At 40.0% G+C, this 19,842-nt stretch carries 16 protein-coding genes; 7 read left to right on the forward strand and 9 right to left on the reverse strand.

The window, feature by feature from the left end:
• Nucleotides 1–28: 28 nt before the first annotated feature.
• Complete coding sequence (locus RCC89_18215; protein ID WMJ75082.1) at nucleotides 29–460, reverse strand: DUF2267 domain-containing protein; 432 nt, start codon at nucleotides 458–460, stop codon at nucleotides 29–31.
• Between the two features lie 159 nt (nucleotides 461–619).
• Between RCC89_18215 and RCC89_18220 the strand changes: the two genes are divergently transcribed.
• The 3 genes from RCC89_18220 (at nucleotide 620) to RCC89_18230 (ending at nucleotide 3,940) form a co-directional block, all read left to right on the forward strand.
• Nucleotides 620–1,618, forward strand: a complete 999-nt coding sequence (locus tag RCC89_18220) for an amidoligase family protein (GenBank protein ID WMJ75083.1) — start codon at nucleotides 620–622, stop codon at nucleotides 1,616–1,618.
• Entirely contained in the window at nucleotides 1,605–2,408 is an 804-nt protein-coding gene (locus RCC89_18225) for a type 1 glutamine amidotransferase (GenBank protein WMJ75084.1), read from the forward strand. The genes RCC89_18220 and RCC89_18225 overlap by 14 nt, the downstream gene beginning before the upstream one ends.
• A gap of 224 nt (nucleotides 2,409–2,632) precedes the next feature.
• Complete coding sequence (locus RCC89_18230) at nucleotides 2,633–3,940, forward strand: T9SS type A sorting domain-containing protein (GenBank protein ID WMJ75085.1); 1,308 nt, start codon at nucleotides 2,633–2,635, stop codon at nucleotides 3,938–3,940.
• Between the two features lie 43 nt (nucleotides 3,941–3,983).
• On the opposite strand, the gene RCC89_18235 is transcribed toward RCC89_18230, so the two are convergent.
• Nucleotides 3,984–4,307, reverse strand: coding sequence for a thioredoxin domain-containing protein (locus tag RCC89_18235; GenBank protein WMJ75086.1), 324 nt, complete (start codon nucleotides 4,305–4,307; stop codon nucleotides 3,984–3,986).
• Between the two features lie 367 nt (nucleotides 4,308–4,674).
• On the opposite strand from RCC89_18235, the gene RCC89_18240 reads away from it, so the two are divergent.
• Complete coding sequence (locus RCC89_18240; GenBank protein WMJ75087.1) at nucleotides 4,675–10,083, forward strand: DUF2272 domain-containing protein; 5,409 nt, start codon at nucleotides 4,675–4,677, stop codon at nucleotides 10,081–10,083.
• A 191-nt stretch (nucleotides 10,084–10,274) separates the two neighbouring features.
• Here the strand turns inward: RCC89_18240 and RCC89_18245 are convergent, their stop codons facing one another.
• The 4 genes from RCC89_18245 to surE form a co-directional block, all read right to left on the reverse strand.
• A complete protein-coding gene (locus tag RCC89_18245; GenBank protein ID WMJ75088.1) occupies nucleotides 10,275–10,481 on the reverse strand; it encodes a hypothetical protein in 207 nt (68 codons plus the stop codon).
• A 111-nt stretch (nucleotides 10,482–10,592) separates the two neighbouring features.
• The gene (locus RCC89_18250; GenBank protein ID WMJ75089.1) at nucleotides 10,593–11,126 is read right to left on the reverse strand and encodes a LiaF-related protein; all 534 of its coding nucleotides are present in this window, start codon (nucleotides 11,124–11,126) and stop codon (nucleotides 10,593–10,595) included.
• 66 nt (nucleotides 11,127–11,192) lie between these two features.
• Nucleotides 11,193–11,828, reverse strand: a complete 636-nt coding sequence (locus tag RCC89_18255) for a TIGR02117 family protein (GenBank protein WMJ75090.1) — start codon at nucleotides 11,826–11,828, stop codon at nucleotides 11,193–11,195.
• A gap of 99 nt (nucleotides 11,829–11,927) precedes the next feature.
• Nucleotides 11,928–12,698 carry a 5'/3'-nucleotidase SurE gene (gene surE / locus RCC89_18260; protein ID WMJ75091.1) on the reverse strand — a complete coding sequence of 257 codons (771 nt, stop codon included), beginning with the start codon at nucleotides 12,696–12,698 and terminating at the stop codon, nucleotides 11,928–11,930.
• Between the two features lie 632 nt (nucleotides 12,699–13,330).
• Between surE and RCC89_18265 the strand changes: the two genes are divergently transcribed.
• Nucleotides 13,331–15,289, forward strand: coding sequence for a hypothetical protein (locus RCC89_18265; GenBank protein ID WMJ75092.1), 1,959 nt, complete (start codon nucleotides 13,331–13,333; stop codon nucleotides 15,287–15,289).
• A 77-nt stretch (nucleotides 15,290–15,366) separates the two neighbouring features.
• Here RCC89_18265 and RCC89_18270 read toward each other — a convergent pair whose 3' ends face one another.
• Nucleotides 15,367–16,905, reverse strand: coding sequence for an IS5 family transposase (locus RCC89_18270; protein WMJ75093.1), 1,539 nt, complete (start codon nucleotides 16,903–16,905; stop codon nucleotides 15,367–15,369).
• Nucleotides 16,906–17,066: 161 nt separating this feature from the next.
• Here RCC89_18270 and RCC89_18275 point away from each other — a divergent pair, with 161 nt between their 5' ends.
• Nucleotides 17,067–17,762 carry a DUF2490 domain-containing protein gene (locus tag RCC89_18275; protein ID WMJ75094.1) on the forward strand — a complete coding sequence of 232 codons (696 nt, stop codon included), beginning with the start codon at nucleotides 17,067–17,069 and terminating at the stop codon, nucleotides 17,760–17,762.
• 44 nt (nucleotides 17,763–17,806) lie between these two features.
• Nucleotides 17,807–18,697 (forward strand): hypothetical protein, encoded by an 891-nt coding sequence (locus RCC89_18280; GenBank protein WMJ75095.1) that lies wholly within the window; start codon nucleotides 17,807–17,809, stop codon nucleotides 18,695–18,697.
• A gap of 102 nt (nucleotides 18,698–18,799) precedes the next feature.
• On the opposite strand, the gene RCC89_18285 is transcribed toward RCC89_18280, so the two are convergent.
• Entirely contained in the window at nucleotides 18,800–18,934 is a 135-nt protein-coding gene (locus tag RCC89_18285; GenBank protein WMJ75096.1) for a hypothetical protein, read from the reverse strand.
• A 264-nt stretch (nucleotides 18,935–19,198) separates the two neighbouring features.
• Nucleotides 19,199–19,813: a porin family protein gene (locus RCC89_18290; GenBank protein WMJ75097.1), complete on the reverse strand. Its 615-nt coding sequence runs from the start codon at nucleotides 19,811–19,813 to the stop codon at nucleotides 19,199–19,201.
• Nucleotides 19,814–19,842 lie beyond the last annotated feature (29 nt).

The raw sequence follows: 19,842 nt of genomic DNA on the forward strand, positions 1-19,842 counted from the left end.
AATAAAATTGTATTTAATTTGTTTATCATTAAGCGCACTTAAGGATTTGCTTTAAATCCTCAGGATATTGAGCTTTAATGATTTCCATCTTTGAAGCAGGAATATTAATTTCCATAAACTCAAATACCTGGCGAATGTAATTCAAGGTTTTCTCTTGGTCTGAGAAATCATAGTGAGAAAATTTTCCAGCTCTTTGAACTACAGATTTGACAAAACTCACAGAATCTGATTCGCAAGGGTATTCTGTCATCTTCCAATCATAAATATAAATAGACTTCAAGTTTACAGGAAGACTTGACAATACCTGCAAAGACTGGTCAAAAGAAAGGTGATCCCTTAAGGCATGGAAGACCGCTACAAGAATTCTTTTCGATTTATCTCTATCTCCAGGACATCCTAGAAATCTTGATAAAGAAAGTAGGTATTCCTGGGTTTTTGGTTTTAAGCATTGAAGTGTCATAAGCATCAAATGTTTAATGGATGAAAATTCCGAACATTACAAAGCTAAAAAGTAAACAGCAGGAAAAAGATGATGGGGGATAGCAAAAAAAATGAGATATGTCAACATCTGTTTTTTTTGTATTAAAAACATAAAAAACTCAACCACGGTTAATTAAACATGGAATTCATATTACCACCAGTTTTAAACAATGCCAAAGGAGAAATCCGCAAAGTCGGCTTTGAACTTGAATTTGGGAAACTCGACCTCAATTCAGTGGCAGCGTGCATACAAGAGATCTATGGAGGAGAGCTTATTAAACACAACAGGTTCCTCCAGGAAATAAAAGACACATCAAAAGGCAATTTTAAACTTAAAATAGATACCAGCTTCCTGACTGAAAAGTCTTATGAAAAATTATTAATCAAAGCAGGTTTCAACCCATCTGAGGGTACCGTGCTTCAGGATATAGAAAACTTGTCAGAATATTTTGCATCTGCGGTAGTCCCTTATGAAATAGACACACCACCTGTTCCTTTAACGGAGATGGCCGAAATAGACAAACTTCGAGAAGCGCTTTGGAAAAGAAATGCCCAAGGCACCGAAAACTCTTTCATTGCGGCCTATGCCACGCATATCAATCCAGAAGTTCCTGACCAAAAAGTAGAAGTTTTACTGAGCTATCTTAAGGCGTTTTTGCTACTTTACCCTTGGCTCTTCCAAACCTCTAAAGTAAACTTTACCAGACGCTTAACAGCTTTCATCAATCCATTTACAGAGGATTATATATCATTGGTTTTAAAAGAAAGCTATAAGCCAGATCTCAAAACATTTGCAGAAGACTACCACATATATAATCCTGATAGAAACAGGCCATTGGATCTGTATCCGATACTAGCCTGGATGGACTATGAGACTATTAACAAGTATACGGATATTGGCAATGTAAAACCACGGCCTACATTTCACTACCGCTTGCCCAATAGTATGATCAATTTCTCCAAATGGTCATTAGCTACAGAATGGAACAGGTGGGTAAGGGTAGAAAACCTAGCCCATGACCATGTCCTTCTCCATCAGCTATGCAGGGATTATTTGGAGCTTAAAGAAAATACATTTTTAGGGTTCGAAAGTAATTGGATAAAAAAAACAGAGGAGTTGATAGATGATCGGATTTAAAAAACATAAACCAGTTATAGGGGTAACAGGGCCTGACAAAGGGGGAACCGTATCCTGGGTAATGACTGCATTTGCAGTTCGGCGGGCAGGTGGCAAACCAGTTAGAATAAGGCCTGCCAAAGCCCAAAGAGGGAAAAAACTTGATGGTTTGATCATTGGTGGAGGCGCAGATGTGCAACCTGGTGCTTACGAACAAGAAGGGTTTATTCAAGAATACCTCAATGAAACCCTTAAGAACAAACGTATTTCCTTTTTTGAAAGAATAAAAAGGTTTTTTCAGTTACTGTCTTTCCCCTTACTTTTTATTATCAGAAGAATATTCAGTCGTAAATCTCATAGACTAGACGAAAACAGGGACGCCCTTGAATTCAAGTTGCTAGACCAAGCTGTAAAAAATGGCCTCCCGGTTTTAGGCATATGCAGGGGCGCCCAATTGATCAACGTCTATTTCAAAGGAACACTTCATAAAGACATCACCCCTTTTTACCTTGAAGAACCTAACAGAGAAAGCATATTCCCTGTCAAACACATTACAGTAAATGAAGGAACAAAGCTCAAGGAGATATTAAAATCAAAAGAGCTAGTAGTAAACGCGCTGCACCGCCAGGCGGTAAAAGAGCAAGGAAAAGACATTATCATTACTGCTAAAGAGAAAAACGGAGTTGTACAAGCTATAGAGTCAGCTTCACATCGCTTTATTGTTGGTGTACAGTGGCATCCAGAATACCTGCCTGGCATCAAAGCCCAAAGGAACCTTTTTTCGGCACTTGTACAGGAAACCAGAAAATAATCCCCTCCCCCAGCCTCACACAACAACTTACAAAACTCAGGCTCAAGCAACTTTACCCTGAAAGTTATAAATAAAACTGTTTGACCAAACTAAACATCTTCTTAAATTCGCACATCGGAATAAATATTTTTTCGATAAAAGTTTTTTACATAAGCTTATAGAAACATGGAGCAGAATTTACTGTTCCCGAGCTTCACTTTTAACAAACCTAAACATTACAATAGATGCAAAAACTTTTACACCCAAGTTTACTTACACTAATTGTATTTAGTGTATCACTTTTCAACAGTTCATTGACCTATGCAGAATTTGCCGGAGGTGACGGTTCTGAAGACCATCCTTATCAAGTAGAAACACCAGAGCACCTTAATGCTATCAGGCATAATTTAGAGGCTGCATACATCCTCAACCAAGACATTAATTTGGACAGTGACGAAAACTGGGAGCCGATTGCTGGTATTTTTTCTGGCCATTTTAATGGAAACGGGCATAGTGTAAACGGTCTTGTCATCGATCAAGCAGACGACGATTATGTGGGCTTTTTTGAACACATTGGCGAAGACGCTGAAGTTATAAATTTTGGACTAAGACATGCAACGGTTAAAGGAAACAGACGGGTTGGTATTTTGGCTGGCCGAAATGACGGCGTGGTGTTTAACTGCTTCTCGACTGGTGAAGTAGAAGGCAACATGATCGTAGGTGGGCTTGTAGGCAGACACAACGGTGGAATGTTAATGCAATGCTACTCCATGGCTGATGCTTCTGGAATCCAATCTATAGGAGGCTTAACAGGCGTGTCAGCAGGATCTGCTCTTATAAGCAAATGTTACGCAAGAGGCCATGTAACAGCTTCTGGAAATATTGCTGGAGGACTTGCTGGAAGACTTTTAGGTCCTTTGGAAAACAGCTATGCTACCGGTATTGTCAGAGGTGTTGAACAAGTAGGAGGAATTGCTGGAATCAGCAGCGACACCATTACCAATGTATATGCCACCGGAGAAGTGATTGGCAGTGAACTAAAAGGTGGACTTGTAGGTGAACTTCAAGAAGGTGAAATCATTAATAGTTATTGGAATACCGAAACCAGCGGCCGTGACCAAGGCGTTGGCTCTTCGTATGAACAAGGTGCCTATGGCAGGAGTACACAAGAAATGACCGGAGGCCAAGCTAAAGACGTGTTCGAAAACTGGGACTTCGAAGAACTATGGCTCCATGACCCTGAATATTACGATGGGTATCCTTATTTCCAATGGAACGAAGAGCTTATTACCCATGTAGAGGCACCAAAAGAGATTATAGTACAGGTTTACCCTAACCCTACCGCTGATTACTTGCAAATAGAGGCCCCGGTAGCCATTACAAGCATTACGATTTATGATGCTATGGGAAGACTTGTTATGGACAGCCCTATTGAAAATGGAATAACAGGAAAAACAAAACTAGACGTCCAAAATCTTCGGGAAGGACATTATTTTGTGCTCATCAATACGGATGAAGCCCCTGTAAAGAAAAGGTTTTTGAAATTAAAATAAACCATATACTAAAGCCCTACCACCAAGGAAGGGCTTTGGTATTCTAAAGCGCTTCTTTTTCAACCAACTCCAGCATCTGTTCAGAAGTAAGAGGCCCAGGCACGCTCGCTTTAAGTTTTCCCTGAGAGAATAATGCGATAGTTGGCACCCCCATGACTTTATATTCGCTTACCAAATCAAGATGATCATCGACGTTCACTTTGATCACCAAGCACTTTCCTTCTAAAACCTTCTCCACTCTTTCTAACGCAGGCATCATGGCCATGCAAGGCGCACACCATTCTGCATAGAGATCAACAAGCACTGGCAAGTCAGAGGTCAGGATAAGCTCCTGAGGGTTAATTTGATTATTATTGTGTTCTTTCATGAAACAATTCACCTGATTAACAAGCCCAGTTTATTTCTATTAATAATTTAAACAAAACAGAGCGTTACAATTGTCACCATATTAAGCAAAAAAAATAAAGAGAACCAAGCAAAAATTAAAATTATAAGGTTTTCATTAAAAACAAAGTTTAATACCTGTATAATAATACAAACAGAGGATCCGAAAACATAACTTTTGACTGTAGTAATACTGATTTTTCATATTTCCTCCCTGAGCTAAGAGTTTTTTCAGTTTTTTCACCAAACAAGATTTTGAATTAAAAAATAAACATATCCATTCTTTTCCGGTAAAGTAATTCACTTTCTGTCAATAATTTACTTTTTCAAACATTATAACCCTTATGCCCATGGCGGATAAAATAAACATTAATAAGGCTACCAAAAAAGAACTAACTTCTATAAAAGGCATAGCAGATGTTACAGCTGACCGCATTCTGAACTTCAGGGAAAAAGGCGGGGTGATAAACTCGTTGGATGATTTACAAAAAATAAGTAAAATCCGTCCGAATTACTTAAACGAACTTACAGATGTAGTAGATTTTGAAGATGGAAGAGATGACGGAAACCCAAAAAAGGAAACCCCGTCGGCTCAGGATCTTACCGTAGAACCTCTGTTCAGAATACAGTTTCCAGACATCCCATCAGATGAAGGAGAAAATCCATATGCAGGATATAGGGTAGTAGTGGGGTACAAGTTATGGCGTTCGGGAGTTGCAGGCATGTTTCCGACAAGCCATACTAAAAAGTTTTCAATTGCCCCGAATGGCATTGTAGAAGTACACCTTACAGAAGAAGTAGGAACTTACCTTGGAAAGTCCTTTGATATTTTTGTCAACTCCCCCAAAGGGGAGCCTGTTTATAAGAAAACTGACATCACCCTGGAAGATTCCCAAACCATCAAAATCGATTTACCTTTCTCTGTTAACAACAACCTGCTTGTAAAGCTGGAAAAGCAACAAGGCATTAATTACAACGGCTATACCCTAAAAGCCTATTTTTATGTTGACAGGGGCAGTTCCAGCCTGGATGTAATTAAAGAGGAGTTTGATATTTCTTTTCAGGATGAAATACTTATTAAGTCAGATCCTTTTGAGGGAATTGTTGAGGTTGACCTGAAAGTAATGGCACCAAATGAAGTACTGGTTACCAGATCTAAGTATAAATGGAAGGAAATAGAAGAAACAGAAGAAGCAAAGCAAGTACATATTTCTTTGCCCCGTCCTTCGGGTCTAAGCTATTCAATTCAACTGATAGTCGATATAGATTCTCTGGAAAATCCTTATCTGGACCATTCCCTTATCGTGCTTTACAACATATTGAGAAAAGAGAATTTACAGCTTATAAGGAGAATAGAAGAAAGATTCCCCATTGACTCTAACGGACTTTCGCACGTGAATATTGAACACTACGGGCTGGTGCAAGAACTTGAACTTGAAGTCAAAGCGCCTGCCGGAGAAGTCATAGGAAGAAAAACACTTAAGGCTACAGAATCAGATGATGACGGAAAAGTTCAGGTAAAGGTATTGCCCCGCAAACTGGCAGGAGCAGAAGGCATACATACCATACCTGAAAGACCTGAAAAAATAACAGGACGGCTTATTGATGCACAGGGGAAAAAGAAGCTGGAAAATATCCAGATCATCATTTATGCTTCTACAGTGGAAGGCCCTGCGGAAAAAGATTTCTTTCCGTTACAGTTTACCCGTTCTGAAACAGAAGGGTATTTTGTAATGGACATGCCCAAACTGTACTTCACTGGTGCTTTTGCCAGGATAGGTCTTAGCACAAACAACCATCCAACAGACGTTCCGGTAAGGCTTGAAAAAGACAGGGTATGGCTAATGAAAGATGAAAAGGCCGTAATGGAGGAAAAATTGTTCTTTCCTGCCAATATGATTCTGGTAGTGCAAGCCGAAGACGAAGAGAAAAAAAAAGAAACATGCAGTGAGTGTGAAACACAGAATTACCTGAGACCAAAAAAGGCTGTGGATGAATTTTCATTTTACACTGTCGTCAGGACAACAGAACCAGATATTCAGGGATATACTTTTGAAGAAGATGGAGAAGTTTCTGTACAGAATATTATAGACATAGTCCCTCTTGCCAGCGACCGTACTCATGAAGAAGTAAGTATACCTGCTTCATATCTGCACAGGAGCATTAGAAAAAATGTGTTAATGAAACATGTTAATAATAAAAAGGGGCTGACATTAACTACCTTAAAGAAAGCTTTGAACGAGAGCAATGCACAAAAACTGAGGGAAAAGATAAAGCCCCGGAGTGAAAACAGGGCCATCGGGCGCCACAACCTAAACCTTAACACTTCCATAGATTGGGACAAAGACCCTACTATTTATCAGGCTACCTCTATTGCACATGGCCATTTACTACAATATAAACAAGAGTGGCTAAACGACGGCTATTCAACAGGAGACCTTCTATATAGCCTTCCTCTAGCTCCTGGCCAGAAAAAACAAATCGTGGTTTTTGACTGGGAGAGAAGAGAGTCGGCCACAAGAAGGGAAAGCCTGGACTACCAAGAAAGCCTGTATAACTCCCTGAGCAGAGACCGGGATGTAAATGAAGTAGTACAAGGGTCTCTCAGGGAAAATATCAGAGGCGGATCTTCAGCCAGGACCTCGTCTGCCTCAGGAGGCTTTGGATTAGGCTTTGTGGCTGGTCCCGTAGGAGGCTTGCTCGGTGTATCTGGAGGAAGCAGCAAGGCAAGCTCTACAGCATGGCAGGATTCATCCCGTCATACTACCCTAAGTGATCTCCAGCAACTCAGGGACAGGACACTACAGTCTGCCAATGCCATCAGGAGCCAGAGGGCCTCCGTTATTACTACTGCCACACAGGGAGAGCGTTTTTCGGCTGAAACAGAAACGGTAGCAAACTATAACCGCTGCCACTCTCTTACCATTCAGTATTTTGAAGTATTGCGGCACTTAAAGGTTCAACAACGGCTGGCTAGTGTTCAGGAGTGCCTGTTTATACCTCTGATGATCTCTCACTTTGACTATCAAAAGATTCTTAGATGGCAGGAGTCACTGTCTTCAAGTATCAACAGAAGGCTACAAAGAGGTTTTGGAGCCATACAAAGAATTGAAAATGACTACGAAGGCAGTGATCTGCCTGAAAACAGATTTGCTGATGACAACCTGGAATATCTGGAAGGGGGAATATATATTAAATTTGAAATACCGGCCCCCCAAGACCTAAGCATCCTGGAAGAAAAGGAAGAGCTGTTGAAAGCTTTAGAGCGGTTTATGGTCATTGTTCCTTCCATACAACGTCATCTGAACCGGATAGTAGATGCAAAAATTGAATTAAGAAATGAACTCTTCTACGAACATGTGGCTCCGGAAATTGCTGCTGCTTTTATTGAGAAGTTAAAAATTGAAGCTGTTGTTCAAAGCGGAACAGACGGGGTAGAGTCTGAACAAATCCTTCCACTGTCAACAACGATGGTAACAAGATTTGAAAACGGGAAGCCATTGTTTGTTTCATTAAGACAAAATGGATCTATCGGCCCTTTAAGAAGATCCGAAATTAAGGCTGTAGTAATCCGGAAAGCATCAGGCATTATGCTACAGAATGGAGAATCGCTGGCTGATGTCCTCCCTGTCAATTCCCAGATTATGATCACCTCAGGCACAATCCGTTATAATACGGCACATTTTTCCGGACATTTGTTCCGAAACTCCAATATAATGGATGATCTGGTGGGATACTCAGGCCTGAGTAATGACCGGGAAAAAGTAAGAATTGCAACACCACTTTCGCGAGCCGAAATGCGCAACCCCAGAAACGAGGATCTTGAAATAGCAAGTGCACTGCAGGACCATCTTAATGATAACGTTGAAAAATACCATAGTGCCATCTGGATGAACATGAGCGCAGAAAGAAGATTTATGTTCCTGGATGGTATCAGAATAACAGATTATTCTGATGTTGAAAATTATCCTCAGGGAGTCATCAGAAGTGTGGCATCTGTAGTTGAAAACAGGGTAATCGGAATTATCGGCAACAACCTTGTTATGCCTGTAGCACCTGGCTTCCGGCTTGATCCAAATACACGTGGCAAGGAAGTAGACCTGTTTTCCCTGTATCAGCCTCTTACTCCAGCAGCCCCTGCCAGTGTCAGCATTCCTACCAAAGGAGTTTATGCAGAAGCTGTGATGGGGCAATGCAATAGCTGTGAAAAAATTAATGAGGACCGGTTCTGGCGGTGGAGCGAAGAGCCAATTCCACATAGTCCGACACCGATCATGCCTGTTAGCACCGATACCCGCCGTACAACTCCGGCAGATACTGACGTAACCTCTTTCCCGAACCCGATGGTCAATATCCAGAACGCCCCACAAGCACCCAATCCACAAGGTTTCGGCGCAGCTGCAGAACTGTTGGGCAATGCTTCCTTCCGCGACATTACCGGTCTGCAGGGCAATCAGGCTAATGCTATTAAGGCACTTCAGGCAACTATGGAAGCAGCTCAGAAATTCGGCACTCAGGCTTCGGGTCTCACAGCACTGGGCGCTCAGCTTGACGCAATCAGGGAGGCAAGGAGACACAACATGATTCCGGACGACCTGACGCGTGAACTTTCGGAAAAAGCTATCAGAAACTTTTATGAGGAAAAGCCAGACCAGACAAACTCAGGTTTAAATAATATTAAGAGACTTCAGGAAATGATAGAGAGAAACGATATTCCCGGAGATATAGGACAAGAGCTTATGAAAAACCTGACGAAGTCTATGCATAAAAATGGCGGCACTGAAAACCTGCGGGACCTACTGACAACAGGCGGAGAAAAGATTCCTTCTGTAGGCTCTTTTTCAGCAGAAACAACAACACCTGAGGGCAAACTGACAAAACTCACCATGACAGGTTCCTCTCCAACAAGTAGCTTTTTTCACCAACAAAAAATCAATCAACTGGTAGAATGTTTCCAAAGAAACCTGCACCTGATAAAAACTAATGCCAATGTTTTAAAAATAGCTTTGGAGGAAGAAAAGGGTTGGACAGATGAAGATGGCAACAAAATAAAAGAAGGCGACAAAGACGACGAAGGCAATTTTATCATGCTGAACAAATTAACAGACTATTTTAAAGCCATACCAGAAGCAAACCTTTTCGGGCACAACAGCGACCCTGAAGAACACGCAAAAGAGGCTGCTAAAGACAACAATGCGTGGAGCGCGGCATTTATTTGCTATGTTTTTGCCAAAGCCGGAATTAAGATATCCGATGGATTTGAATTCAGTAACAGGCATATTACATACATTGTCCATGCCCTTATGAACCGCCTAAATAAAGACCAGGAAAAAATATTCTGGTTGTACAGAGTTGATGAACGGACTCCCCAGCCAGGTGATCTGGTTTGCGTAAACAGGCCCGGAGGCGGTACCTGGAACTTTAATAATTTGAGAAATGACTTTCTTCAGGAAAATAATGAAGGCAAGTATGAGATTAACCCTCCAATTCAGGGCAATTCACATTGTGATATAGTTTTGGGAACAAAGGAAAAAGACGGAGTAAAATATTTAGAAACAATGGGCGGCAATCTAAGCGATACCATACTCCGGGTAGATGTGAGACTGAATGAAGATGGAAAAATTGACATGGAAACACGTAACGATGAAGGGGAAGTGGAAAACCGCAACTATTTCGGGATTCTTGGCATTGAGCCATGCAACATAAATTCCATACTTGCAGATCTTTCCGGAGAGTCCTCTCCTGTTATTAAAGCTTAAGTCCGGATAATACAAAAACCGCTAAATTTATCCTGCCAATATTGAGGATAAACTTTGGCGGTTTTTCAATCCATTAATGTGAGTTGTTTAGGATTTCCAGCCTGAAAACTTCACCGCTGATTTCAACAAATTGCGGCACAGATTAATGCCAGTCTTCGTCATTAAATCTGATACTACCAGAAAAACTTTCTTCAACCCAGCTCAAAAGGCCTTAAGCCTGAAATATGAGACGAATCCGCCAAAGCATCACAATCAGCAGGATCTGCTTTTTTGTCAAAGTCACTGGTGAAATACCATGTTTTATAAGAAGAAAAAGTTATATAGTACGATATCAGCCCACAACCGCACATAAAGTATGCAGTAATTGCCAAAAACACATATTTCTTGATAAAAGCCATAGCTTTTTAAAGCTATGAAAATTCCCGAAAAAATAACACAACCTTAATCTCATTTTTAGGCAAAAAATTCTCCTGAGGCAAAGAAGAAAATTAAACCCCGCTTCTGTATTCTTACTTTTCAGAAATGATATTACACCCTCCAAAAACCACATCTGCTTTTACTTTCAAATAAGGTTTTCCTTCTTCAAAAGCCTTCGTCCGATACACATATTCCCCAAAAGCGATGACCGTTTCGTCGGGAAAGCGGCTGCCGCCAAAGACAGTGGTTACTTGGATACGCATGGGAATGTTTTCATTGATATACAAGTTTCCATTTCCAAAAATGACATTAACCTTTCCTTTAGGCATTCCCTTTTCAACTTCCACTTGGGTATAGTCAATTTCACCACTTCCAAAGACCACATTTACTTCAGGGTTACTCCTATCGTATTGGACATTTGTTTTGCTAAACACGACCCTTTCTTTCTGATCAGTGCTTTTAAATGATGTCCCTAGCAACATTCTAACGCCCATATAAATAAGGAACAAAGAAAAAAGTACCCTAAAGAAGGGGAAGTTTATCCCAAATACAAGTTTCAGGATAATAGAGACACCAGCCAAAATAAGCAGTATGCCCCAGAACATTGCACTAGACAATATGGCCATTTTCATAACATTTACCGATATAACAGGGAGCAAGATAAAGCTTGTTTCATGCATTCCAAAATGACATCAATCATAAGCATTTCGCAATTCCCTCATTACAGGCTCGTCCAGCGGCGACCATACAGGTGTCCGAACATTGAGCTTTTTCAAACCATTGCTAGTCCAGTTGTTGCTAGTCCTGAACATATGGTAATAATCAGTCGCTTCATAAAAATTGTCATTATACTCCCTGGCGGCATCAGGTATGATCATGACCTCTCCATGTTCATCTTGTTGAAAAGACCTATAGATATATTCCGTCAAAGTTTTGTAGTCATCGTAGTGGAGATAAAGCGGGATAAGGTTGAGCCTTTGACTACTAATGTCAGGATAGTATTCTACATGCATAGCACTAGCCGTTGGCAAAAGCGCAGCAGGTAGCGCTAGCCTTAGGTTTAGCTCACTCCAGTCTGCTGCTTGTGTATAATACCTTCTTTCTCCCCAACCAAATGAGATATATTGAAAAGTAGTATCGACAGCAGCAAACTCCTCTGTAGGAAAAGGCTCTGTCCAATTTATCATATCAGTTTTTACCGGCACTACAAAATAAGTATGGCTACCTCTAGAAGCAACATAAACGAGGACGTCGCCAGATTCCAAGGGTTCAAAATCCCGATTTACCGGAATTACTCCAAGCAGAAATAACAATACAGAATACAGCATAATAAACCCAACAGGAACCCCTAAAACAAATCCTATATATATTAAAAACCTTTTGATAGATTCTTAACTATGAGATTTAGATTTTGTTATCGGGTGCTGCTAGACATCCCATTCCTCGTTCAGAATAGTCACCGCATGGTGGGCAGTCAAATCAAAAGCACATGGCACTACAGAGATATAGTTTTCCGCCAAAGCATGCTCATCTGTATCTTCTCCTTTATCGAAGCTGCTGAAACTCCCGGTCATCCAGTAATATGTTCTTCCATGCGGGTCTTTCCTTTCATCAAAATCTTCTTGCCACTTGGCATTGGCCTGTCTGCACACCCTGATCCCTTTAATTTTCTTTCCTTTTTTAGGTATATTCACATTAAGTGCCACCCCTCTAGGTATTTTTGTCTTTAATACTTGGGCTATGATTTTGTGAATATGCTCCCGGCAATGGTCAAACTCTGCCGACAAAGAATAGTCACATAAGGAAAACCCTACTGCCGGAATACCTTCTACGGCTGCTTCTATGGCTGCCGACATGGTGCCAGAGTAAATGACACTTATAGAAGAGTTTGCTCCATGATTGATACCACTTAAAACCAAATCCGGCGTTCTTTCTTTCAAAACAATATGGTTGGCCATTTTCACACAGTCTACAGGAGTTCCAGAACATTTCCAGGCTTTTATCCCTTCAAAAATATCTTCTGGATCTAGGCGAAGGGTCTCTCCTATGGTAATAGCATGCCCCATTCCTGACTGCGGGCTATCTGGAGCCACTACTAGCACTTCTCCATGCTGCTTGGCTATATCTATAAGTGTACGGATTCCTTTAGAAGTGATACCGTCATCGTTTGTGACCAGAATAAGTGGTTTTGCGGACATAATTAGCTTTAATTTATTAATAATAAGCGAGCAAAAAAACTCAGGTGAATCTACTATATTAACTCCTCATTCAAAAAAGTAATCAATTAAATTTATAAAAAAGTAACCAGCATCACCATAACAACAAAGGCTTCATTGGGCATACAACAAAATCGCGCACTTTGGTACAACGTACACGACATGATGATTTAAAGATACAAACACCTACAAGCAATTGACTTTAAGCTATTTTAACGTCCATAGATGCTTCTATTGTACATTCCCCGACTAAATAAAGCATCTCAAAAATACAATACCTACCTTTGATTTCGTATTAACTATATGTTAAGAATAGTTTTTTATTCACGACAAGCATTTAGGATAAATTAATTTTCAGTAAATTTGAGCAAATTATCAGTAGTACAACGCTAAACAAAAACGATAACAGCCATATATTCACCAGCCGGTTAAGTATTAGATCTTAAAGAACATTATTGTATCCATCGACAATTATCAGCATAAAAAACACAAACACCTTATAATTCACAGAGTCTGTCTAACAAAAGGCATTTTTCTGTTGATAATTTTGTTTACACCCTGTTGATTAGGCTGGAGAGAATAACTAACTTTATCGTTTGTAAAATTGATAGACTATGAACCTAGGCATAAAAATTTATTTTTTAACCTTTTTCACATTAGGCTGCCAGTTGGCATTCAGCCAGAAAACCGAAACATACGACGGACTTTTCAAGTTAAACGACAACACTTATGAGGCCGATTTCGAGTTCTATACCGAAAATGGCGACACGCTGTACCACGGCCCTTTTTCTTTAACTAAACAAATAGAAGAAAGTTCAGAAAAACACGACTTCTATTTTTCAGCCATTGAAGGAAAGTTTCACCAACATAAGGCTGATGGACCATGGACTCTCAGGAAAGGATATTTTACCCCTTCCGGGAAAGGCGTATTTAAAGACTATAACTATTCTTTTAAAATCAACGGAAGCGAGTTTATTGCAAAAGGCGAACTTGACAAAGGTGCAAAAAACTCGCCATGGGAAATTTATGAGTGGGAAATAAAAGACTCTAAAATACAGGACACCTTATTTTCTGCACACTTCCCTTACAAAAACAATAGAATTGCTGGAGACTTTCATTTATCTCATCACAATGAGCACCTGGAAGGGTCTGTAGACAACCAGCAGTTTACATCTAACAACTGGTCTTTTTATATCTTTGATGACGAAGGAGAGAAAGTCATGCTGAAAGAGTGGGAGTTTGAAAACAACCGACTTGTAAGAAAAGTACTTTACGAAAATGGTGAACGTGAAGTATTGGACATTACCCAGCCTCCAAGCGATGATATGATCTTGGAAGAAGTTCCTTTAGACCTACACTATTTAAAAATTATTGACCTTAAAGCATCAGTAAAAGACGCTCCTTTATATGAAAAATATACAGAGAAAGAACATATCAGAGAGTTATTTTTTGATGTGATGGAACGGGCCAAGGTAATTGACTCCATATTTAAGCCTATAGCACGCGCGCAAATATCACCACGCATTAAAACTAAAATTGCAAAATTCCCTTACTCAGAATCAGAAGCGGCTTTATTAGACACGGTAAAAGAAAACACATCTGCCGCAGACAGCTTAATGGTTTCTGTTACAGAAAATCCACAAATAAACCTTGCAAGCCTGTCGAATGAAAAAGTATCTTTTTATTTAGCTGTATTAAATTCAATTGATGAACTTTTCCTAGAGCGGAACAAAGAGGTGACCCAACATTATAACGATGGCACATTAGAATACCTTAACAGAGACCTCTTTATCAAAAACAAAACAAGCAGACAAGAGCAAGTGCAGGTAACTTATATCTTCAATGAAGATACCTTACAGGGGAATTACCAATTTAACAATATCAACACTAACAATGACTCTGCACCGCTAGAGCAACTAAAAACACTTTCAGAGGACATTATCAAAGAGATAAACAGTCTTTCCGATAGCATAAACCCTTACATACAGGAAATAAAACAAGAAAAAAAGCTTTCAGAAATAGAAGCTGCGCTATTTAGCAAATATGAACAGGTAAAACACTTAACCGACTCATTAATTACTGAGGAACATGATCAGCTAGCAGGGTTTAATGTTAGCCATGAACTAAACAATTTTGCCCAAAGGGTTCTCAAGGACTATTCTTCTTTAGATAAAACTCAAGAAAAAATTCAACAGGTAGAACCTACATTGGACTGCCTGAACAAGCTTGAGAACTTGGTAAAAACCCTAGAGGCTGTTCCTGAAAACAAGTACATGGTAAGAGACGCCTATACCAGACAGGTCTTTAACCCATATATAATGAGAGACATGGAGGAAAAGGTGAAGCAACCCATCTACAATTCATTTACCAAGGTAATTCTCCCTGGCATCTTTGCTAATTTGAAAGATATGGAATGCGATAATGTCAAACCATATAGTAACAACTTCAACATAATATTTGAAGGCATGATCGATATTTTGAAAAGAAATACGAGAAGAGAAGAAAGAAAAATAAAAAGAACGAAAGACGCATCAAGAGCTGCAGAAATCCTGGGCCTAAATCTTGAATTTTAAATGACTATGTTGAATAGATTTTTTTTATTGCTTATACTGGTTGGCGCATTAAGTAGGGTCTGCTGAAAAACTCAAATTTAACATATGTAAAAAACCGGCCCTGAGCGCTCGCCAGGCCGGTTTTTTATTGTCATCCTTTCAAATACGTCTTTCAGACCCCGAATTATGTTAAAAATTGACTTATGCCATGCTGAAAAACTCAGAAAATAGAGTGCCTGCCTGGTCAATTTGACCAGGTTGAGCACCAGGATTATTGAGGCGATCCACGTTTGGCTGGTATTCTTAAGTCTGGCACGGATACGGTTCATCCCATAGCTGTTTTTTGCTTGTCCAAACTTTCCTTCAACCGGATTCCTCTCTCCTGGACTTACGTGGTTTTCCACTGCCTTTGCGGATGGCCTGCCCAAAGGTTTGGCTGCCAGTTTTATTCCTTTTCCCTTCAACCACTTCCGGTTTTCACGGGTGCAGTAAATTTTGTCTGCCAGTACTTTGGCAGGATAAAAACCAAACCGTTTCCGATATTTTTCAACGTAATCAACAAGATGACTGCCCTCGTTAAAAGCCTCCCAGGACACAGTGTCCAGAAAGGAAAAACCATCCACCATGCTAAGGTGGATCTTGGCTCCAAATTCAGTTTTGGCTCGTGACTTTCCCCGTACAATAGGTCGCACATGAGGCTGATGGATACTAACAATCCGATCTGCTACATGGTGGCCCCGGTTCTTAAACATGCCAAGCTGTTGTTCATAAAGTGTCTGAATGACCCAGTATGACCGCTGTGTACGATGACACAAAGGAAAAACCTCAAAGCTGTCCAGCTGCTTTTCAATGGTCTTGAAGTTTCTTCTAAGGTATTGGAGCTGGGCTTTTATCCCTTTGCGAATTACTTTTCTTGATGGATTCTTGTTCTGGGCCACCTTCAGATAGGTTTTACGAGCTATTTTTCTGTAAGTCCTTGGTTTCTTCCCCTGGGTATTTTTACAATGAAGCTCATCTATGATCTGTTGGGTGATTTCCCTTGCTTTGTTCAGCAGCCCCAAATCGGTTGGGTAAATGATATCTTGAGGACAGGCAGTTGCGTCAAAGATTGCCTCTCCTTTGTTAGACTCTTGCCCACTGGCAAAGGAAGGAGGGTCATTTTTTCCTTTCGTAGTTTTGTCAACTTTTTTTGGGGCTTTTTCCATGTAAAACTCATGGATCCTTTCATTCATCGCATTGATAAGTTCCTGCCCCAACCGTTTTCTGATATCTACAAACAAAGATGGATCAAATGGAGGCTCCTTGATATAAGAACTGTACCCCAGAAAGTATTGCAGATACATGTTTTCGGTAATCTGGGCAACTGTCTCACGATCATCCAGGTTGAGGATATGCTTGATGATCACCACTCCAATCAGCACACGAGGGTTAAGCGCCGGTCTCCCTGTCTTTTTTGGAGGATTGCGTTTGTTGTAGAGATTGACAAGTTCATCCCATGGAATTTTGTTGCTGAGCAAAACCCACCGGTTGTTGGGGTCAAGCTGATTATGAAACGGTGTCTCGAAACCAATAATTGACAACTGGCTGGGACTTGAATATTCGCAGCGTGGTGCACGCCTTTTAGGGGTCTTCTGCATATTTCTTTGCACTTGGACTCCCTCAAATTCATAAAAATAGTTCTAAAATCCTCTTAATGCCGCTATTTTTTATTTCTAAGCAGACCCTAAGTATCCCATCCCAACTGCAGGCACAGGAAGAAAGATCAAGAACCATGGATACTTGGCAAAACAATTTGTGGATGGGATCATATAACACATTCCGTCTTACAGAAAAGATGTTTTGGCGTGCTGAAATGCACTACAGAAGGGGTAACCATGATGACATGCCTTTTGTAGGCAGAATGTCTCAGATATATAACAGACATGCGATAGATTACTTGGTTACGCCAAACTTTTACATGTCCTTAGGAGGTGTACTTAGATTGGACTTTACACCAGATCCTGGCAACGATGAGTTTGAAGAAGTAATACACGAACCAAGGATTTGGCATGAGTATATGTGGATTATACCTTACTCGCGCTTTCAAATTTACCACCGGATCAGGATAGAACACAGGTGGAGCAGGTCTAACCGAATTGATGATGGTTGGATATTCCGAAACCGTTGGCGTTATAAGTTTTTTATGAAAATACCGCTTAACAACAAGCAACTCGTTCCTGGCACCATTTACTTTAACCCAGATGTAGAAGTCATTTTACAAACGGGTAGAAATGTTGTAGGAAGCCACATTGAGGACTTAAGGATCTATCCTTCGTTGGCATATATCAGTAGCCCAAGAGTAACATACTCCGCAGGCATTATGTATACCACTGGCCAAAGGATGGGCGACCCGACGTTGTATAGACAAAGATGGGTCATGCGTATCAACGCCTATGTATCGCTTGACTTTAGAAAAAATCACAAAAGGGTTCCTTCTATAAAGTTGCTCGACTAAAACTAAAAAAAATTAACAACAGCACTTTTTATCAAAATAGTAAAATGGATAGTTCTAAAAAGAAAATTATAAATATATCTATTCCTGTGATGGTTTTGTTGTGCGGCATATCTTCAGCACTCGCTTTTAAATATTTCTCAGCATTTCAAGAGGCTGAAAGGAGCAAAAATCACAGTGAACAAACCATTTCACAATTGAAGTTCACCCTAGATTCGCTGTTAAAAAAATCTAAGGCGGATGATTTTTTCATTCATGGCCAATATGATTCGGCTATTACCATTTATAAAAAAATGCCACATAGTGAACAAGAAAACTATCTAATAGAGAATAGGGAAAGCCTTTTGAGGAAAATGAACGAATTTCAAAATTCACTAAAAAATAAAGCCAAAAACGCTGAGCGAAAAGCAAAGGTGAACCAAAACATGTATGGCATGCAGCTTACTTCTCTTGAGCTACAATACAAAAACCGAAATGACTCCTTGCTAGCTATATTAACCGATACAATAAAACATCTAAATGAAAAGATTTCCGAAAAAGAAAAAGAACTGAGCAATACGCCTGAAATTGACAGAATTACTTTTTATAATAACAAAGGGGTTAAGATCAGCTACTTTGGCGAGGTACTCAATGGCAAATCAAACGGCCAGGGCATCGGTATTTATACTACTGGCAGCATTTATGACGGAGAGTGGAGAAACAACAAGAAACATGGGAAAGGCACATACAAGTGGAAAGAAGGGGATGTTTATGAAGGAAGTTTTGTGAATGACAAAAGGGATGGACAAGGTACCTACCACTGGGCCAATGGGAACCGATATGAAGGGGGATGGAAAAATGATCAAAGAAGTGGTTTCGGGATACTATATGACAGAGACAACAAAGTTATACTAAAAGGTAATTGGAAAGATAACGAATTAGAAGAGGCTGTAAATTAACTACGGCTAGTTTGTAACCTGATTCTGAATAGCAAAAGAGGTTCATCCGTGATGGAGCATTTTCAACCATGGATAGCTTCTCCCCTATTGCTGCTGCTCCCTTTATGCCAAGTCAGTCCATACTGCAATTCTGTTTCTGACCAGCACACTTTTACGCACCCAAGCAAACTTAACAGGCTCGGCAAGCGGTATAAATAAAGAATGGTAAAAATATTCACCAGCTGAATATTTCCTCATCAACCACACCTACTAGTCTCTGCTATTCTTATTCCCACAACTTCCTAAAGCAAACCCATATAATTTGACCTGTCCAAAGAGTTTAGCCAGAAATGAAGAAAGCTTTACTAACGGCTTTCTTATAGATATGGCTAATAAAATTCACAAGGGTAAGAGGATAAAAGGACTTGATATTAACTTTAACTAAGGCACATACAAGCAGGGTTAGCCAAAATACTTACTCTTAAGCTGGACTTAATCATCAAGGCTTAAAAAAAGTAATATTTACTTTAAAACATAGCCCACATAAAACTGAACTACCCTGTTAGACAACAATTGATTGTTATTATTGATAGTAAACTCTCCTCGACGATTCTGGAGAGGCACAAAGCCATGACTATACCTTGCCCCAATGAACCAATCAGGGTTAACAAAATATTCGGCGCCAATCAACAATGAGTAATCAAACCTTGCTATTTCGCTCCCGATAGATCTTGTATCTCCATTTTCAGCCCCAGAAGACCGATGGGTACCTCTCACAAGCATACTTGGTTGCATACCAACGTTCATGGATAGCCCTTTATATAGCTCTATCCCAAACATTAAAGCCAAGTCGAGATAGTTTAAATTAAAGTTGTTCACCTCGCTTCTACCCAAAGTCCAAGCACCTTTCTGAGTGGCAAGAAGTTCTGCCTTAAAAAATATTGATTCGCCCCCCCCTAGTTTAGCAAAACCGCCTACTTGTAGACCGGGTTTAATACTAGATTTCCCCATATTTGACAAAGTAGTTACGGTTGCTCCACCTTTAACACCAAAACTATGGGCATCTTGAGCGTAAGAATTAGGTATAACAAATAGCATCAATAAAAAAATGCTAATTGCCAAAATCGCTTTTTTCATACGGTAAAATAACAATTTTCGAGGAACTT

It is taken from the genome of Cytophagaceae bacterium ABcell3, assembly GCA_030913385.1.
Taxonomy (GTDB): Bacteria; Bacteroidota; Bacteroidia; order Cytophagales; family Cytophagaceae; genus ABcell3.

Excerpts from the sequence above, each read along its gene's own strand:
- RCC89_18235 (WMJ75086.1), bottom strand. The coding sequence starts at position 4,307 with ATGAAAGAACACAATAATAATCAAATTAACCCTCAGGAGCTTATCCTG.
- RCC89_18230 (WMJ75085.1), top strand. The coding sequence starts at position 2,633 with ATGCAAAAACTTTTACACCCAAGTTTACTTACACTAATTGTATTTAGT.
- RCC89_18255 (WMJ75090.1), bottom strand. The coding sequence starts at position 11,828 with ATGCTGTATTCTGTATTGTTATTTCTGCTTGGAGTAATTCCGGTAAAT.
- RCC89_18215 (WMJ75082.1), bottom strand. The coding sequence starts at position 460 with ATGACACTTCAATGCTTAAAACCAAAAACCCAGGAATACCTACTTTCT.
- RCC89_18270 (WMJ75093.1), bottom strand. The coding sequence starts at position 16,905 with ATGCAGAAGACCCCTAAAAGGCGTGCACCACGCTGCGAATATTCAAGT.
- RCC89_18285 (WMJ75096.1), bottom strand. The coding sequence starts at position 18,934 with ATGAGGAAATATTCAGCTGGTGAATATTTTTACCATTCTTTATTTATA.
- RCC89_18290 (WMJ75097.1), bottom strand. The coding sequence starts at position 19,813 with ATGAAAAAAGCGATTTTGGCAATTAGCATTTTTTTATTGATGCTATTT.
- RCC89_18240 (WMJ75087.1), top strand. The coding sequence starts at position 4,675 with ATGGCGGATAAAATAAACATTAATAAGGCTACCAAAAAAGAACTAACT.
- RCC89_18280 (WMJ75095.1), top strand. The coding sequence starts at position 17,807 with ATGGATAGTTCTAAAAAGAAAATTATAAATATATCTATTCCTGTGATG.
- RCC89_18225 (WMJ75084.1), top strand. The coding sequence starts at position 1,605 with ATGATCGGATTTAAAAAACATAAACCAGTTATAGGGGTAACAGGGCCT.
- RCC89_18265 (WMJ75092.1), top strand. The coding sequence starts at position 13,331 with ATGAACCTAGGCATAAAAATTTATTTTTTAACCTTTTTCACATTAGGC.
- surE (WMJ75091.1), bottom strand. The coding sequence starts at position 12,698 with ATGTCCGCAAAACCACTTATTCTGGTCACAAACGATGACGGTATCACT.
- RCC89_18250 (WMJ75089.1), bottom strand. The coding sequence starts at position 11,126 with ATGGCCATATTGTCTAGTGCAATGTTCTGGGGCATACTGCTTATTTTG.
- RCC89_18220 (WMJ75083.1), top strand. The coding sequence starts at position 620 with ATGGAATTCATATTACCACCAGTTTTAAACAATGCCAAAGGAGAAATC.
- RCC89_18245 (WMJ75088.1), bottom strand. The coding sequence starts at position 10,481 with ATGGCTTTTATCAAGAAATATGTGTTTTTGGCAATTACTGCATACTTT.
- RCC89_18275 (WMJ75094.1), top strand. The coding sequence starts at position 17,067 with ATGGGATCATATAACACATTCCGTCTTACAGAAAAGATGTTTTGGCGT.